Origin of the sequence: Aeromonas schubertii (assembly GCF_000820105.1) — a bacterium.
In the GTDB taxonomy this organism is placed as follows: Bacteria; Pseudomonadota; Gammaproteobacteria; order Enterobacterales; family Aeromonadaceae; genus Aeromonas; species Aeromonas schubertii.
The window spans coordinates 46742-63557 of record NZ_CDDB01000047.1 but is presented as its reverse complement, the minus strand read 5'-3'; the positions used below and the strand labels follow the sequence as shown (position 1 = coordinate 63557).

Below are 16816 nucleotides of genomic sequence, written 5' to 3'. Positions count from 1 at the left end.
AACCCCAGCGATTTATCCCCCTGGTGGTATATGCCCCCTTTTCTCTCCCCTGCACTATAGCCATAACAAGAATATGTGCATCTTAAAGCACATTTAGCCATCCTTAGGGTGGCCTTCTGGGGCGAGAGAGGAACACGCATGTCACAGGGAGTCGATCCGACTCGTCGCGCACTGCTGCGCGGTCGATTGCGGAGCCCGGCCAAAGCACTACCCCTGCCATGGGCAATACCATGGAGCGACTTCGTCGCCGGCTGCAGCCGTTGCGGTGATTGCCTCGCTGCCTGTCCCGAAGGGATCATCGTTCAGGGGGACGGCGGTTTCCCCACCCTCAATTTTCAGCATGGCGAATGCACCTTCTGCGGTGCCTGCGTCGATGCCTGCAATGAACCCCTGTTTCTTCCCCGTGAACAGACTCCATGGCAACTGGTCGCCCGCATCGGTGAGGGGTGTCTGGCCTTCGGTCAGGTCTTCTGCCAATCCTGCCAGGACTCTTGCGAACCACGCGCCATCCGTTTTAGCCCCGCCCCGCGCGGCATTCCCGTTCCCACTCTGACCGTGGCCGATTGTACCGGTTGTGGCGCCTGTGTGGCCGCCTGTCCGGCACAGGCCATCAGGGTAATCGATAGTAAGGACGCATCCCATGAAGCATGAGAAGAGTGGGGAGTACCATGTCTCCAGTCTGCTGGTATTGACCCAGCCCGTCAGACGCCACGAGGTGGCGGAGGCGGTGGCCCTGATCGAGGGGGCCGAGGTCCATGCCGTCAGCGACGAGGGCAAGCTGGTGGTGACCCTGGAGGGGAGTCGCCAGCGCCAGATCATTGAAGCCATTGACCGGATCAATGCCATACCGGCCGTCATCTCGGCGGCGCTGATCTACCATCAATTCGACGAACAAAAACAATGTGAGGACCTGTCATGAAGCTGAGTCGACGTGACTTTATGAAGGCCAATGCGGTGGCGGCAGCCGCTGCAGCGGCCGGGATCAGTGCCCCCTCCCTGGCGGCCAATCTGATCACCAGTACGGAGAAGACCGCCATTCACTGGGACAAGGCCCCCTGCCGCTTCTGCGGTACCGGTTGCTCTGTGCTGGTGGGAACCCAGGAAGGCCGTGTGGTCGCGACCCAGGGGGATCCGGATGCGCCGGTCAACCGTGGCCTCAACTGTATCAAAGGCTACTTCCTCTCCAAGATCATGTACGGGGAAGACCGCCTGACCCAGCCGCTGCTGCGGATGAAAAATGGCCAATTCGACAAAGAGGGCGAGTTTGCTCCCATCAGCTGGGATCAGGCCTTCGACATCATGGCCGAGAAGTTCAAGGCGACCCTGAAAGAGAAGGGGCCCACCGCCGTCGGCATGTTTGGCTCCGGCCAGTGGACCGTCTGGGAAGGTTATGCTGCCGCCAAGTTGTTCAAGGCCGGTTTCCGCTCCAACAATATCGATCCCAACGCCCGTCACTGCATGGCCTCTGCGGTTGTCGGCTTCATGCGCACCTTCGGCATGGACGAGCCCATGGGCTGCTACGACGACATCGAGCAGGCCGACGCCTTCGTACTGTGGGGCTCCAACATGGCCGAGATGCACCCCATCCTCTGGTCGCGTATCTCGGATCGCCGTCTCTCCAAGCCGGATGTGCAGGTTCATGTGCTCTCGACCTTCGAGCACCGCAGCTTCGAGCTGGCCGACAACCCGATGATCTTCACCCCGCAGGCTGATCTGGCGATCCTCAACTACATCGCCAACTACATCATCCAGAACGACAAGGTGAACAAGGAGTTCGTCAGCAAGCACACTGTGTTCAAGAAGGGGGTCACCGACATCGGCTATGGCCTGCGTCCGACTCACCCGTTGCAGCAGAAGGCCAAGAACCCCGACGCGGGCGACGCCACTCCCATGAGCTTCGACGAGTTCGCCAAGTTCGTGGCCGATTACGACGTGGAGAAGGTCTCCAAGATGTCCGGTGTACCGGTGGACAAGCTCGAGAAGCTGGCCCAGATCTACGCCGATCCCACCAAGAAGGTGGTCTCCTACTGGACCATGGGCTTTAACCAGCACACCCGTGGCGTCTGGGCCAACAACCTCTGCTATAACATCCATCTGCTGACCGGCAAGATCTCCGAGCCGGGCAACGGTCCCTTCTCCCTGACCGGCCAGCCCTCTGCGTGCGGCACCGCCCGTGAAGTGGGTACCTTCGCCCACCGCCTGCCGGCGGACATGGTGGTGACCGATCCCAAGCACCGCGCCGTGACCGAGAAGATCTGGCAGATCCCCGACGGCACCATCCCCGAGAAGCCCGGTTTCCACGCCGTGCTGCAAGATCGCATGCTCAAGGATGGCAAGCTCAACGCCTACTGGGTGATGTGCAACAACAACATGCAGGCCGGCCCCAACATCAACGAGGAGCGTCTGCCTGGCTACCGGGATCCGCGCAACTTCGTGGTGGTCTCCGACCCCTATCCGACCGTGACCGCCCAGGCGGCCGACCTCATCCTGCCCACCGCCATGTGGGTCGAGAAAGAGGGGGCCTATGGTAACGCCGAGCGCCGCACCCAGTTCTGGCATCAGCAGGTGAAATCTCCGGAAGGAGCCAAGTCTGACCTGTGGCAGTTGATGGAGTTTTCCAAGCGTTTCACCGTGGAAGAGGTGTGGCCCGCCGATCTCATCGCCAAGATGCCCGAGCTCAAGGGCAAGACCCTGTTCGATGTGCTCTATGCCAACGGTGCCATCAACAAGTTCAAGAAAGAGGAGTGCAAGGGCCCCCTCAACGATGAAGCCGAGCACTTCGGTTTCTACGTCCAGAAGGGGCTGTTTGAAGAGTATGCCAGCTTCGGTCGCGGCCATGGTCACGATCTGGCCCCCTTCGACACCTATCATGAAGCCCGCGGTCTGCGCTGGCCCGTGGTGGATGGCAAAGAGACCCTGTGGCGCTATCGCGAAGGGTTCGACCCCTACGTCAAGGCCGGGGAGGGGGTGCGTTTCTACGGTAAGCCTGACGGCAAGGCGGTGATCTTCGCGTTGCCCTTCGAGCCGGCTGCGGAAGTGCCCGATGCCGAGTACGACCTGTGGCTCTCTACCGGTCGCGTGCTCGAGCACTGGCACACCGGCACCATGACCCGTCGCGTGCCCGAGCTCTATCGCGCCTTCCCCGATGCGGTGCTCTTCATGCACCCGGACGACGCCAAGGCGCGTAATCTGCGCCGGGGTGACGAGGTGAAGGTAGTCTCTCGTCGCGGTGAGGTGAAGACCCGTATCGAGACCCGGGGCCGTAACAAGCCGCCCAAGGGACTGGTCTTCATGCCCTTCTTCGATGCCAGCCAACTGGTCAACAAGCTGACCCTGGATGCCACCGATCCCCTCTCGAAAGAGACGGATTTCAAGAAGTGTGCCGTCAAGGTGATGAAGGCCTAAGCCATGAGCAGAGCGGTGACCCGGCGACAGTTTATCGGTGAGATGGCCAAAGGGGCCTGCGGGGTGGGGCTGCTTGGCCTCGGCCTCGGGGCCCTGGCACGCCAGCAAGCCGACGGGTTGCCGGCCCAGGCCCTGCGTCCGCCCGGTGCCCTGGTGGAGGGGGAGTTCCTCGGCGCCTGCGTGCGCTGCGGGCTCTGTGTCGAGGCATGTCCGTACGACACCCTGAAGCTGGCTCGCTGGTTCGAGCCGGTGACCACGGGAACCCCCTGGTTCTCGGCGCGTCAGGTGCCGTGCGAGATGTGTGATGACATTCCCTGTGTGGTCGCCTGTCCGACCGGGGCGCTGGATCCGGCCCTGACGGAGATCGACGATGCCCGCATGGGGGTGGCCGTGCTCATCGATCACGAGACCTGCCTCAATGCCCTCGGGCTGCGCTGCGACGTCTGCTATCGGGTCTGTCCGCTGATCGACAAGGCGATCACCCTGGATCTGCAGCACAACGCCCGTACCGGCAAGCACGCCATCTTTCTGCCCACGGTGCACAGCGATATCTGCACCGGCTGCGGCAAGTGCGAGCATGCCTGCGTGCTGGAAGAGGCGGCGATCAAGGTGCTGCCGCGCCAGCTTGCCAAGGGGGAGCTGGGACATCACTACCGGCTCGGTTGGGAAGAGAAGGAGAAGGCCGGCAAGTCTCTCATCGGGGACAAGCTGACCCTTCCTGTACGCAAACCGGAGGGGCTATGAGCAAGGTGCGTATCCCCGGGCACGAGGCGCGCGAGACGCTGGGGTTGTGGCATGCCTACCGCTTCCTGCTGCTGCGTCGCCTGACCCAGCTGTCGGTGGTGGCCCTGTTTCTGCTCGGCCCATTGGCGGGCTTGTGGGTGATGAAGGGGAACCTCTCGAGCTCATTGCTGCTCGATCTGGTGCCGCTCTCCGATCCCCTGGTGTTGCTGCAGAGCCTGGCTGCCGGCCACTGGCCCCTGACCACTCTCTGGGTGGGCAGTGCCATCGTGCTGGCGGGTTACTGGCTGGTCGGAGGAAGGGTGTTCTGCTCCTGGGTCTGCCCGGTCAACCTCATCACCGATGCGGCGGCCTGGCTTAGGATGCGCCTTGGTCTTCGCGCCGGCAGCTCCCTCTCTCGCTCGGCCCGTTACTGGCTGCTTGCCATGGTTCTGGTGCTGCCGGTGGCGACGGGCGTGCTGGTGTGGGAGTGGGTCAATCCGGTGCCGTTGGCCCTGCGGGGTCTGCTGTTTGGTATGGGAGCCGGTTGGAGTCTCTTGCTGGCACTCTTCCTGTTTGATCTGTTTGTGGTGGAGCGAGGCTGGTGTGGTCATCTCTGTCCGGTCGGGGCCTTCTGGGCGCTGGTAAACCGGATCGGGTTTATCAAGATTTCTGCCAGTGGTCGCGATCGTTGCAGCAACTGTATGGACTGTTATGCCGTCTGCCCCGAACGGCCGATCCTCAAGGGACCGGTGCACGGGGCAAGGCGTGGACACGGGCCGCTCATCTCGGCACAGGAGTGCCTTAACTGTGGCCGCTGCATCGATGTGTGCGCGGAACAGGTGTTTACCATTTCGGTAGGATTTGCCGTGAAGGCAGACAACATGTCGGAGAAACAACAATGAAAAAGCTGATTGGAGCAATGCTGGCCTGCCTGCTGGCGGGTGGTCTGATGGCCGCCGAAACCCCCGAGTTCAACACGGACACCGGTGGTGTCCGTTCCGAGCGCGGGACCACGGATCTGGGGAGCGAGGCGACCCCGGCTCCCTTCAAGAATTATCGCAAGGATGGAGAGCCGTACGATCGTCAGTACATGCACCAACCGCCCCTGATCCCGCACGATGTCCGCAACTATGAGGTGGATACCAAGGTCAACAAGTGCCTCTCTTGCCACAGCTTCAAGAATGCGAGCAAGATGAAGGCACCCAAGATAAGCCCGACCCACTTCGAGACCCGCGACGGCATGACCCTTGGCGAAGTCTCCCCGCGTCGTTACTTCTGTCTGCAGTGCCACGTGCCCCAGGCCGATGCCAAACCGCTGGTGGAGAACACCTTCAAGCCGGTTGAGTCCCTGGAGTAAGGAGCGAGACGATGAAATTACCCGGTTTTATCCAGCGACTCTGGGTCACCTTCAAGTCCCCTTCCAAGGCGGCGCTCTGGGTGATCCTGATGCTCGGCTTCTTCGGTGGCGTCATCTTCTGGGGTGGCTTCAACACCGCCATGGAGGCCTCCAACACCGAGGCCTTCTGTACCAGCTGCCACGAGATGCGTGACAACGTGTTCCAGGAGTATCGCGACACCATCCACTATGCCAACCGCTCCGGCGTGCGCGCCAGCTGCCCGGATTGCCATGTTCCCCACGAGTGGACCTACAAGATCATTCGTAAGGTACAGGCCTCCAAGGAGCTGTGGGGCAAGATGACCGGCAAGGTCGATACCCGAGAGAAGTTCGAGTCACACCGCCGCGAGATGGCCGAGCGGGAGTGGAAACGGATGAAGGACAACGACTCGCGCGAGTGCCGTAACTGTCACAACTTCGAGTACATGGACTTCTCCTTGCAAGGTCAGCGTGCATCCAAGATGCACTCCACCAACCTGGCCAGCGGCGAGAACACCTGTATCGATTGCCACAAGGGGATAGCGCACCAGCTCCCCGAGATGTCCGGAGTTCCGGGCTTCTGACAAGTCAGGCCGGCGCAAGCCGGCCTTCTTTTTGGGCGAGCGTTCATCGCCCTGCCGCACCCAGTCAGAACAAGCAGTTATGTTCTCTCTCTGGTAGAATAGCCCCCTGCTTTGGCCGCCCCCTCATCGGGGATGACGGCCGGTTTTGCCTGATGTCGCCTTCTGTGAGGAACTGCCATGGCCAAGTGTGTTGCCCCTTTTCGTCCCCTCGCCATCGCGCTGCTGACGGTGACCGACTCGCGCACCCTCGATGAGGACAGCTCGGGGAGTTATCTGGCGGATGCAGTGATCAAGACGGGTCATCGCCTCGCCGAGCGGGCCCTGTTGCCCAACGATCGCTACCGGCTGCGGGCCCAGGTCTCGGCCTGGATCGCCGATCCCGCCATCGAGGTGGTGCTGGTCAACGGGGGCACCGGCTTCTACGCGCACAACTGCACCCCCGAGGCGCTGTCGGTCCTGTTCGATCGTCCCATCGAGGGGTTTGGCGAGCTGTTTCGCCAACTCTCGTTTGCCGAGCTCGGCGCGGCCAGCCTGCAGAGCCGCGCCCTGGCCGGTCTTGCCAACCGTACCGCCATCTTCTGTCTGCCCGGTTCAACCGGTGCCTGCCGCCTCGGCTGGGAGCAACTGATCGCCCCCCAGCTCGACGCGACCACCCGACCCTGTAACTTTGTCAGCCATCTTGGCGAGGAGTCCCGATGAGCGTTGAACTGACCCATCTCAATGGCCGGGGCGAGGCCCATATGGTGGATGTGACCACCAAGGCCGTCACCGAACGCGAGGCGCGTGCCGAGGCTTTTGTCTCCATGGCCCCCGAGACCCTGGGCCTCATCCTCTCCGGTGCTCACCACAAGGGGGACGTGTTTGCCACCGCCCGCATCGCCGGCATCATGGCGGCCAAGAAGACCGCCGATCTCATCCCCCTGTGCCACCCGCTGGCCCTGACCCGGGTCGAGGTGGAGATCACCCCCGAAACGGCGCAACATCGGGTGCGTATCGAGACGGTGTGCAAGCTCTCGGGCAAGACCGGGGTGGAGATGGAGGCGCTCACCGCCGCCTCGGTAGCCGCCCTCACCATCTACGACATGTGCAAGGCGGTGCAAAAGGACATGGTCATCGGCCCGGTGCGCCTTCTCGAGAAGCGCGGCGGCAAGTCGGGCCATTTCCAGGCCGATATGAAGAACGATCAACCCATTGAAGGAGAGCAGCCATGATCCAGGTGCTGTTTTTTGCCCAGGTGCGCGAGCTGGTCGGCTGCGATGCCCTGGCCATGAACGACGAGTTCGCCACCGCCGAGGCGCTGCGTGCGGCGCTTGCCCTGCGCGGCGACAAGTGGGCCCTGGCGCTCGAGCCCGGCAAGCTGCTGGTGGCGGTCAACCAGACCCTGGTGCCCCTCGATACCCCCATCAAGGGGGGGGACGAGGTGGCCTTCTTCCCGCCGGTCACGGGGGGCTGAGATGGAGCCGATGATTCGGGTGCAGCGGGAGGATTTCAGCCTCGCCGCCGAGTATGAACGCCTCTCTGGGGATCCCGCCTGCGGGGCCATCGTCACCTTCGTTGGCAAGGTGCGCGACATGAACCAGGGGGAGCAGGTGGCCGGCCTGTCGCTGGAGCACTATCCGGGCATGACCGAGAAGGCGCTCGCCGCCATCGTGGACGAGGCCAAGACCCGTTGGCCGCTGCAGGGGTGTACCCTGATCCACCGGGTGGGGGATCTGCAGCTTCGGGATCAGATCGTGCTGGTGGCGGTGAGCTCGGCACACCGGGAGGCGGCCTTCGCCGCCTGCCACTTCATCATGGATTACTTAAAGACCCGGGCCCCCTTCTGGAAGCGCGAGCTCAGCACCGATGGGCGCCGCTACTGGGTCGAGGCCAAAGAGAGTGATAACGAGGCGGCCGCTCGCTGGCACGAGTAGACCGCGTCCCTGGACCCCGGGGTCCGTTTTCAGGCAAGGAGTGTATGGATGAATCGTCAATGGGGGTGGGCGCTTGCCCTGATGCTGACCGTGCCGGCCGCGCAGGCCGACGAGGTGCGAGTGGCGGTGGCCGCCAACTTCAAGGGGACACTCGGCAAGATTGCCGAGGCGTTCACGGCACAGACCGGTCACACGGTCACCATCAGCGCGGCGGCGACCGGGGTGCTCTACACCCAGATAAGCCACGGGGCTCCCTTCGATCTCTTCCTCTCCGCCGATGCGGCCACCCCCGAGAAGCTCGAGCGCGAGGGCAAGGGGGAGGGGCGTTTTACCTATGCCATCGGCAAGCTGGGGCTGTGGCATCGGGGTGGTCCTGCCCCTGACGAGGCGTTTTTGCGCAGCTGGCGCGGGAATCTGGCCATCGCCAACCCCCGCACCGCCCCCTATGGTGCCGCCGCCATGGCGACCCTGACCCACCTCAAGCTCGATCCTGCCCAGTATCGCCTCCTGACCGGTACCAACATAGGCCAGACCTGGCAGTTTGTGCACAGCGGCAACGCCGAGCTTGGCTTCGTCGCCTGGGCCAATCTGGTGGAGGCGGGCAAGACGGCAGAGGCCTGGGCCGTGCCGGCCGAGCTCTATCCCTCCATCGAGCAGCAGGGAATCGTGCTCAAATCCGGGGTAGCCGCCGAGGCGCTGGTCGGCTGGCTGGGCAGTGAGCAAGGGCGCACCATGATTGCCGCCGCCGGTTACGGCCTGCCCGGCGCCGGTTAAACCATGCCGAGTCCTGCCGATCTGCTGGCCATTGGCCTGACCCTCAAGCTCGCCGCCTGCACCACGGGGATCCTGCTGCTGCTCTCGCCGCCGCTGGCCTGGTGGCTGGCCCGCAGCCGTCACTGGCTGCGTCCCGTGGTGGAGGCGCTGGTGGCCCTGCCCCTGGTGCTGCCGCCGACCGTGCTGGGCTTCTACCTGCTCATCGCCTTCTCCCCCGAGACGGCCCTGGGGCAGGGGTGGCGGGCCCTGTTCGATCGCCAGCTGGCGTTCAGCTTCAGCGGCCTGCTGCTCGCCTCGCTTATCTATTCGCTCCCCTTCGTGGTGCAGCCGCTCACCTCGGCCTTCGTCAACCTGGGCAACCGGGAGCTGGAGGCGGCGGCCACCCTGGGACTGGGGCCGGTCGAGCGCTTCTTTCGCATCGTGCTGCCCATGACGTTGCCGAGCTTCGTGATGGCCGCGGCTCTGGGCTTTGCTCACACCTTGGGAGAGTTCGGTGTGGTGCTGATGATTGGGGGCAACATACCCGGTGAGACCCAGGTGCTCTCGATTGCCCTGTTTGATCATGTGGAGGCCCAGGATTATGCCAACGCTCACCTGCTCGCCGGCGGCTTGCTCGCCTTTGCCATGGTGGTGCTGGTGCTGGTCTACGGGGTGTTGCAGCGCCGGCAGCGGAGGATGTTCGCATGATGAGTCTGTCCCTGCGGCGTCTCTATGGTGCCTGGGATCTCGCCTGTGAGCTGAGTTGGCGAGGGGAGGGGATCTGCGGCCTGTTTGGTCCCTCTGGCAGTGGCAAGAGCACCCTGCTGCGGGCCATCGCAGGGCTCGAGCGGGCCCCTTGCGATCGCCTCTGCTGGCAGGGACGCGAGCTCGCCGCACTGCCAGCCGAGGGGCGGCGCATCGGCCTGGTGTTTCAGGATGCGCGCCTCTTCGGTCACCTGAGTGTACTGGGCAACCTCGAGCTCGCCGCCGGCAAGGGGCGGGGGCGTTGGCGTCCCCGGGAGCTCGCCGTGCGGCTTGGCTTCGATGAGTTGCTCGGCCAGCGCGCCTCGGCTCTCTCGGGTGGCCAGCGCCAGCGGGTTGCTCTGGCCCGTGCCCTGCTCGCCGAGCCGAGCCTGCTACTGCTCGATGAGCCCTTCTCGGCCCTCGATCGACGCAGCCGCCTGCACCTCATCCACGAGTTGCAGAGCCTGCAGCGAGAGAGCGGCCTGCCCATGCTTTACGTGACCCACGCCATGGAGGAGGTGGGCATGCTCTGTGACGAGCTGATCCTGCTCGAGGGGGGGCGAGCCCTGGCTCAGGGGGCGCCGGATGCCCTGTTTGCCCGTCTCGACCTGCCGCTCGCCAGCCGCGACGATGCCGGGGTGATCCTCTGTGCCGAGCTGGTGCATTGGCATGAAGAGGAGCAGATGGCCGAGCTGCATCTGGCCGGCCAATCCCTGTTTGTGACCATGCCCCTGCCCCCGGATATGCCGGGCCCGGTGCGTATCAAGGTGGCGGCCAGGGACGTGGTGGTGGCGACGCGCCCCATCGAGGGCTCCAGCCTCTCCAACTGTCTGACGACACGGCTTCGGGAGCAGCAGTCACCGCTGCCGGGTCAGAGCCTGTTGCAGCTGGCACTCGGGGAGCAGCGGCTGCTCGCGCGCATCACTCGCCGCTCCAGCGAGCGTTTGGGACTGATGCAGGGGCAGGAGGTCTTTGCTTATATCAAGGCAGTCAGTCTGCTGGGGGAGGCGTGATGCGCCGAAAACGTAAAGAGAGTCGGGTCAAGGGGCTCTATCAACGCAGTGCAGGGGAGGGGCCCTTGCTGCTCTTTCTGCATGGACTGGGCTCGTCGAGCCTCGATTGGCAGGCCCAGATCGAGTACTTTTCACCCCACTATCGCTGTGTGGCACTGGATCTGCGCGGCCACGGCCTGAGCACCCTGGAGGGGCCCCTCAATCCGGGGCAACTGTGCGCCGACGTGGTGAACTGGCTCGACGAGCAGCCGGGTCAGGTGGTGCTGATAGGGTTGTCGCTCGGGGCCATGATAGCCCTCGAGGTGGCCCTGGCCCGTCCCGGGCGAGTGGACGGCATGATGCTGATCAACGGCTTTGCCGAGTTTTCTCTCGATAATGAGGCCGACCGTGCCCGCTTCGAGCAACGGCTCAAGTGGTTGCGCTGGATCGGGATGTGGCCGCTCGCCTGGTGGCTGGGGCTCAGCCTGTTTCCCGCCCCCGAGCAGCGAGCGCTGCGCCACACCTTCCGCCAGCGCTTCGTGCGTAACCACAAGCGAGTCTATCGCACCCTGCTCGAGGCGCTGCCCGGCTGGAGTGTGCGAGCCCGCCTGAGCACGCTACACCAGCCGGTGGCACTGGTATCGAGCAGTGACGATTATCTTCCCCTGGCGCAGCGGGTGGCCCAGTTTGCCTCCCTGCCCGATGGGCGTATCTTCACCCCGACCGGCCACCATGCCTGGCCGGCAGAGGATCCGGCGGCCTGTAACCGGCTGCTGGAGCGTTTCTTAACCGACATTCATTACTATTGAGCGAGAGGGAGTCACAACGGCGATGAACGATCATCTGATCATCGGTCTTCTGGTCATCACCCTGGGGGCCTGTGCCCAGCAGAGCGTCACCCTGCATCAGCAGGCGGGGACGAGCCAGCTGACCATGAATTCTGCCTCTTCGCAGGAGCTTGCCGGGCGCTGTGGTGAGGGGGAGACGCTGCATCTGACGAGTCGTCAGGGGCCGGTGGAGGGGGTGCTGACCCTGGCCAGCCTGGGCAGTTATCGGCCCGATGCACAGGTGCACTGCGAGCCCTGAGGATTTCTCTTCCCCTGGTAGCGATGAGCCCGGCGTTGCCGGGCTCATCGTTTTAGTCTTCGGCGCAGCCGGGGCAATCGGGGCGCCTCGGCAGGCGCAGGGGGCGAAACTGGCCGGTCAGACCGTCGATAAGCAGCATGCGGTGAGTCAGCGGCTCGCCGCAGCCACTCAGGATCTTGATCGCCTCAAGCGCCTGCAGGCTGCCGACGATCCCGACCACGGGAGCCATGATGCCCGCCTCGACACAGGTGAGAGCCTGCTCGCCGAACAGTTGACTCAGGCACTCGTAGCAGGGCTCCTCCGGGTGCCACTGAAAGCTGCACACCTGCCCCTCGAAGCGGATGGCGGCGCCGCTGACCAGCGGTACCCGATGGGCGCGGGCGCGGCGATTGAGCAGGTTGCGGGTCGGCAGATTGTCGCTGCAATCGAGCACCAGATGGTGCCTGGGCAGCTCCGCCTCGAGCAGTGCCTCATCCGCCTGGGCCTGGAGGGGGCGCACCTTGACATAGGGGTTGAGGCTCTCGAGGGTGGTGGCGGCAGAGGCCACCTTGCTCTGTCCGAGGCGAGCGTCGCAGTGGAGCACCTGGCGCTGCAGATTGGAGCGCTCGACCGTGTCGAAGTCGACCAGGGTGAGCTGGCCCACCCCGGCCACCGCCAGGTATTGGGCGGCGGCGCAGCCGAGGCCGCCGGCCCCGATCACCAGCACCCGGGCCTGCTTGAGCGCCTCTTGCCCCTCGAAGTCGAAGGATTTGAGGATGATCTGGCGGTTGTAGCGCAGCAGCTCCTCGTCGCTCAGGATCTCGCTCATTGCAGCAGGCTCCCGAAGGGCTCGACGGTGACCGACTCCCCGGCAGCCACCTGGCCACGCTCGCGCTCGAGCACTATGTAGCAGTTGGCCCGGGAGAGGGAGCTAAAGACCCCCGAATCCTGGGAGCCGGTGCTGCGCACCACCAGTCCGGTCGGGGTGCTCTCGAGGATGCCGCGTTGAAAATCGAGACGACCGGGCGCCTTCTTGAGCCCTTCGGCGGCGGTGGCGGTCAGACGCAGGGGCGGGCGCACTGTCTCGCCGGCGAGGCGGGCCAGGGCCGGGCGCACCAGCTGATCGAAGGTGACCATGGCCGAGACAGGATTGCCGGGCAGGCCGAAGAACCAGGTCTGCTCGAGACGACCGAAGGCGAAGGGCTTGCCGGGCTTGATAGCCAGCTTCCAAAAGCCGATCTCCCCGAGCTCCTCGAGCAGCTGTTTGGTGTAGTCCGCCTCACCCACAGAGACGCCGCCCGAGGTGATGAGGGCATCGGCCTCGCGCCGGGCACGCAGGAAGGCGGCGCGCAGCTGCTCGGGATCATCGGGGATGATGCCGAGATCGAGGATCTCCACCTGGAGGCGCTCGAGCATGGCACGCACCCCGTAGCGGTTGGAGTCATAGATCTCCCCATGAGCAAGGGGGGTGCCCACCGGCTTGAGCTCATCGCCGGTGCTGAGCAGGGCCACCCTGAGGGGGCGCAGCACCTGGACGCGGGCGATGCCAAGCGAGGCGAGCAGAGGCAGCTCGCGGGGGGTCAGGCGGGTGCCGGCGGCCAGTACCTCGGCTCCCCGGGCGATGTCTTCTCCCCAGCGGCGCACGTGTTGCCCGGTGGCTGGCTTGGTGGTGAAGGTGATGCGGTTACCGTCGGCCTGCGCCTCCTCCTGCATGATGACGCAGTCGGCCCCCTCGGGCAGGGCGGCACCCGTCATGATACGCACGCAGTGGCCCGCCTCGCAGACAGAGCCATAGGCCCCCTCGCACCCCAGGGGATGGCCCGCCAGGGCACGTCCCTGCAGCAGCAGGCTATCGCCGGCGACGAGATCGGCGCTGCGCAGGGCATAGCCATCCATCGCCGAGTTATCGAAGGGGGGAACATCCATCGGGGAGATGATCGGTACTGCCAGCACCCGGCCCAGTGCCTGCTCGATGGGCAGCGTGAGGGTGTCGGTAAGGGCTGGGAGCGTGGTGAGCATCTCGTGCAGGGCTTCGTCCAGGGGACGCAGTGCGGATTGACCCATGGGGCCTCCTTTGGGTGGCAGGCTGGCAAATGAGGCTCATTATTTCAAAAAAGCGGTCATATGGGCAGTTTCCCCATATGGGGTAGCGAGGTTTGACTTGCAATGTACTGTACTTACGCATCTACTAATGCGCTGCGTACGTCCCCGATTGAAGAGAGTGAAGCATGAGTGAGCTGAGCACACACGCCAAACTGGTCCGCGATGCCCTGATAGCCCAGGGGCTGGAGACCCCCATGGTGCCGAGCACCCTGGATCGTGCCGAGAAGCAGGCCCGCATCGAAGAGCATATGCGTGCCATCATGGGGCTGCTCTCCCTGGATCTCGAGGATGACAGCCTGGCCGAGACGCCCCACCGCATCGCCAAGATGTACGTCAATGAGATCTTCGCCGGCCTCGACTACAGCACCTTCCCCAAGGTGACGGTGATCGAGAACAAGATGCAGGTGGATGAGATGATAGTGGTGAAGGATATCTCCCTGACCAGCACCTGCGAGCATCATTTCGTCACCATAGACGGCATGGCTCACGTGGCCTATATCCCCCGTGGCAAGGTGATTGGGCTGTCGAAGATCAACCGCATCGTCCAGTTCTTCGCCCGTCGCCCCCAGGTGCAGGAGCGCCTCACCCAGCAGGTGCTGCTGGCGTTGCAGACCCTGCTCGGTACCCGGGATGTGGCCATCAGCATCACGGCCACCCACTACTGCGTCAAGGCGCGCGGGGTGATGGATGCCACCTCTGCCACCACCACCACCTCCCTCGGTGGGGTCTTCAAGACCCAGCCCGATACCCGCGCCGAGTTCCTCGGCATGCTGCGGGTTGGCCGCTAGCCGACATGTGCCGCCCCTCCGTCTATGCGTTCGGGGCGGCGAAAGCCTCTATATCGACCATTCCTGCTACTTTCGTTAACGAACATTTTATTTTCGTGATTGCCCTCCCAAGCTTCACTTAGTGGGTGAATTGTCACTTACTCTGCCGTTTTTCCCTCGGCTATGATGCGCTTTCGAATTCAAATCTGTTCGGGTGACATCATGTTTCGATCCATCAGGCATCAGGTAATGCTATGGGGTGGCTGTCTTTTGCTGGCGACCGTGCTCAGCGTGGTCGGTTATGGCTATCTCTCTCTTTCATCAACCCAGGAGCAGATCCAGCAGGCGATCCGGGAGCAGGCTCGCCATGAGACGGGACGCTGGCTCGAGGCGCTGGCCAGCCAACAGGCCGGAGAGGTAGGTCGTCGTTTTGAGCAGGCCCTGGATACAGCCGGGACCTTGGCGGCCCTGTTGGGTGGGAATACCCATCAGGCAGAGCCCATCACCCGGACACAGGCAACCGCCTTGCTCAAGGATGTGGTCGAACGCAATCCCGATTTTCTTAGCATTTACAGTGGCTGGGAGGCTGATACGTTCGATGGTCAGGACGCGGCCTTTACCAAAGATGGTCGCCACAGTCAGGCCAGCGGCAATTTTGCCCCCTATTGGAGCCGATCCCAGAACGGTTACAATCTTGCGCCACTGGGGGATTACTACAGCAAGACCCCTTCCGCCACCGGGATCCGCGCCTCCGAATGGTACCTCTGTCCGATGGAGAGCAAGGCTGCTTGCGCCGTCGACCCTTCTGTCTATACGGTCGATGGCAAGCCGACCCTGCTCACCTCCTTTGTGGTGCCGGTACTGGAGCAGGGGCGTTATCTCGGGCTGGTGGGGGTCGATTACTCCCTCAATTACCTGCAGCAACTCACCGAGCGCTTGAGTCAGGATCTCTATCAGGGCCAGGCCAGAGTGCGCATTCTAAGCCCCAAGGGAATAGTGGCGGCTGACTCGGCCCAGCCAGATCAGATCGGCAAGCGCCTTGAAGAGAGCGGCGTGATGGCGATGGTGAGCCAGGCCAGGGCGCAGCAATATGAGCGCGAAGGCTTGCTCGGTGTCTTTGCTCCCATCCCTATCAATCGGGTCTCCCAAGCCTGGGGCATTGCCATTGAAGTGCCGCTACAGGCGTTGTTGGCCAGCCATGTCAGTGCCGAAGAGGTGAGGGCCCAGCAGTTTGCCGATGGCCTCTGGATGCAGCTTCTGGTGGGGATCCTGATGGCTGTGCTGGGGCTGCTGGGTCTTGCCTGGGCGGCCGGATCCATCTCGCGACCGGTTGACCAGACGGCCCGCATGGTGGCGCGTTTGTCGGCAGCCGGTGGCGATCTGACCCAGCGTCTCGATGTGAAACGGCGTGATGAGACCGGTAAGCTGGCCGAGGGGATCAACCGCTTTGTTCACTCGGTTCATGAGATAGTCAGCGATACTGCCGTGACCGTGCAGACTCTGCAGTCGCGCGCCTCCTGTGCTGCAGATCAGGCGCAGCAGAGTCTGGACAATAGCCGGCGTCAACTGCAGGAGATCGAGATGGTGGCCACTGCGGTGAACCAGATGGCGTCCACTGCCGACTCGGTATCGAGCCATGCCCAGCAGACGGCCGGTGCCGTGGAAGATACCCGTAAGGCTGTGCATCGGGGTCAAGAGGTGGTGGGCGCGGCGGCGGGCGGGATCCGTCATCTGACCGAGCAGTTCGCCGAGGTGGCGAGTCAGATCGCCTCCTTGCAGCAGCAAGGGGTGCAGATCGGCAGCATCCTGGATGTGATCCGTACCATCTCGGAGCAGACCAACCTGCTGGCGCTCAACGCGGCTATCGAGGCAGCACGAGCCGGTGAGCATGGGCGCGGTTTTGCGGTGGTGGCTGATGAGGTTCGTGGGCTTGCTTCCAAGACCCAGGCATCGACCAAGGAGATCCAGGCCATGATTGATCGGCTCAGAGAGACCACGGTCGAGGCGGTTGGCACCATGGATGAAGGGCGCAGCCTGAGTCAGAGGGTATTGAAGGACGCCGAGCAGGCCGAGCACGAGCTGGCACAGATAGTGGTCGCCGCGGATCGTATCGGGGATATGGCGACCCAGATCGCCAGTGCATCGGAAGAGCAGTCACAGGTCACTGCCGAGATCAGCCGCAACGTGAGCAACATTCACGATGTAGCGGCGCGGTCGACCGCCTTGGCTCGCGAGCAGGATGAGCAGGGGCGTACCATGGACTCCTTGGCCGCCGATGTGATGAGCAAGATGGCTCGCTTCCGTTATTAAGCACCAGACCCCGTTCAAAGCGGGGTCTTTTTTATCCCGGGCGGCGTCAGCCGCTTTTCTTTTATTCGCCAATGATTATAAA

Annotated in this window: 20 protein-coding genes; 18 read left to right on the top strand and 2 right to left on the bottom strand. The window is 63.6% G+C overall.

The features are described from left to right. Positions 1–138 precede the first annotated feature (138 nt). The 16 genes from napF to BN1133_RS09230 all read left to right on the top strand — a co-directional run bounded on the left by napF (position 139) and on the right by BN1133_RS09230 (position 11575). A complete protein-coding gene (gene napF / locus BN1133_RS19665) occupies positions 139–651 on the top strand; it encodes a ferredoxin-type protein NapF (protein WP_082177973.1) in 513 nt (170 codons plus the stop codon). Next, positions 641–919: a chaperone NapD gene (locus BN1133_RS09300; RefSeq protein ID WP_050666260.1), complete on the top strand. Its 279-nt coding sequence runs from the start codon at positions 641–643 to the stop codon at positions 917–919. The genes napF and BN1133_RS09300 overlap by 11 nt, the downstream gene beginning before the upstream one ends. After that, positions 916–3405, top strand: a complete 2490-nt coding sequence (napA, locus tag BN1133_RS09295) for a nitrate reductase catalytic subunit NapA (RefSeq protein ID WP_050666259.1) — start codon at positions 916–918, stop codon at positions 3403–3405. Before BN1133_RS09300 ends, napA begins: the two co-directional genes overlap by 4 nt. 3 nt (positions 3406–3408) lie before the next feature. Next, positions 3409–4149 (top strand): ferredoxin-type protein NapG, encoded by a 741-nt coding sequence (gene napG / locus BN1133_RS09290; RefSeq protein WP_050666258.1) that lies wholly within the window; start codon positions 3409–3411, stop codon positions 4147–4149. Beyond that, on the top strand, positions 4146–5030 hold the full coding sequence (gene napH, locus BN1133_RS09285; protein ID WP_050666257.1) for a quinol dehydrogenase ferredoxin subunit NapH: 885 nt from the start codon (positions 4146–4148) through the stop codon (positions 5028–5030). The genes napG and napH overlap by 4 nt, the downstream gene beginning before the upstream one ends. Then, the gene (locus BN1133_RS09280; protein ID WP_050666256.1) at positions 5027–5485 is read left to right on the top strand and encodes a nitrate reductase cytochrome c-type subunit; all 459 of its coding nucleotides are present in this window, start codon (positions 5027–5029) and stop codon (positions 5483–5485) included. Before napH ends, BN1133_RS09280 begins: the two co-directional genes overlap by 4 nt. Before the next feature lie 11 nt (positions 5486–5496). Continuing rightward, positions 5497–6087, top strand: a complete 591-nt coding sequence (locus tag BN1133_RS09275) for a cytochrome c3 family protein (protein WP_050666255.1) — start codon at positions 5497–5499, stop codon at positions 6085–6087. Between the two features lie 177 nt (positions 6088–6264). After that, positions 6265–6786 (top strand): molybdenum cofactor biosynthesis protein B, encoded by a 522-nt coding sequence (moaB, locus tag BN1133_RS09270; protein WP_050666254.1) that lies wholly within the window; start codon positions 6265–6267, stop codon positions 6784–6786. After that, positions 6783–7298 (top strand): cyclic pyranopterin monophosphate synthase MoaC, encoded by a 516-nt coding sequence (gene moaC / locus BN1133_RS09265; RefSeq protein WP_050666253.1) that lies wholly within the window; start codon positions 6783–6785, stop codon positions 7296–7298. Before moaB ends, moaC begins: the two co-directional genes overlap by 4 nt. Then, positions 7295–7540, top strand: coding sequence for a molybdopterin synthase sulfur carrier subunit (gene moaD, locus BN1133_RS09260; RefSeq protein WP_050666252.1), 246 nt, complete (start codon positions 7295–7297; stop codon positions 7538–7540). Before moaC ends, moaD begins: the two co-directional genes overlap by 4 nt. A 1-nt stretch (position 7541) precedes the next feature. Next, positions 7542–8000 carry a molybdopterin synthase catalytic subunit MoaE gene (moaE, locus tag BN1133_RS09255; RefSeq protein WP_050666251.1) on the top strand — a complete coding sequence of 153 codons (459 nt, stop codon included), beginning with the start codon at positions 7542–7544 and terminating at the stop codon, positions 7998–8000. 48 nt (positions 8001–8048) lie between these two features. After that, positions 8049–8774, top strand: coding sequence for a molybdate ABC transporter substrate-binding protein (gene modA, locus BN1133_RS09250; RefSeq protein WP_050666250.1), 726 nt, complete (start codon positions 8049–8051; stop codon positions 8772–8774). 3 nt (positions 8775–8777) lie between these two features. Next, positions 8778–9461, top strand: coding sequence for a molybdate ABC transporter permease subunit (gene modB, locus BN1133_RS09245; RefSeq protein WP_005359422.1), 684 nt, complete (start codon positions 8778–8780; stop codon positions 9459–9461). Further along, the gene (gene modC, locus BN1133_RS09240) at positions 9458–10510 is read left to right on the top strand and encodes a molybdenum ABC transporter ATP-binding protein (RefSeq protein WP_153006701.1); all 1053 of its coding nucleotides are present in this window, start codon (positions 9458–9460) and stop codon (positions 10508–10510) included. Before modB ends, modC begins: the two co-directional genes overlap by 4 nt. Further along, positions 10510–11298, top strand: coding sequence for an alpha/beta fold hydrolase (locus BN1133_RS09235; RefSeq protein WP_050666249.1), 789 nt, complete (start codon positions 10510–10512; stop codon positions 11296–11298). The genes modC and BN1133_RS09235 overlap by 1 nt, the downstream gene beginning before the upstream one ends. Positions 11299–11320: 22 nt before the next feature. After that, positions 11321–11575 (top strand): hypothetical protein, encoded by a 255-nt coding sequence (locus tag BN1133_RS09230; protein ID WP_050666248.1) that lies wholly within the window; start codon positions 11321–11323, stop codon positions 11573–11575. 52 nt (positions 11576–11627) lie between these two features. Here BN1133_RS09230 and BN1133_RS09225 read toward each other — a convergent pair whose 3' ends face one another. Further along, positions 11628–12383 (bottom strand): molybdopterin-synthase adenylyltransferase MoeB, encoded by a 756-nt coding sequence (locus tag BN1133_RS09225; RefSeq protein WP_050666247.1) that lies wholly within the window; start codon positions 12381–12383, stop codon positions 11628–11630. Next, entirely contained in the window at positions 12380–13618 is a 1239-nt protein-coding gene (gene moeA, locus BN1133_RS09220) for a molybdopterin molybdotransferase MoeA (protein ID WP_050666246.1), read from the bottom strand. Before moeA ends, BN1133_RS09225 begins: the two co-directional genes overlap by 4 nt. A gap of 164 nt (positions 13619–13782) precedes the next feature. On the opposite strand from moeA, the gene folE reads away from it, so the two are divergent. Together folE and BN1133_RS09210 are read left to right on the top strand one after the other, a co-directional pair. Further along, on the top strand, positions 13783–14445 hold the full coding sequence (gene folE, locus BN1133_RS09215) for a GTP cyclohydrolase I FolE (RefSeq protein WP_050666245.1): 663 nt from the start codon (positions 13783–13785) through the stop codon (positions 14443–14445). A 201-nt stretch (positions 14446–14646) separates the two neighbouring features. After that, complete coding sequence (locus BN1133_RS09210) at positions 14647–16734, top strand: methyl-accepting chemotaxis protein (RefSeq protein WP_231686255.1); 2088 nt, start codon at positions 14647–14649, stop codon at positions 16732–16734. Positions 16735–16816 lie beyond the last annotated feature (82 nt).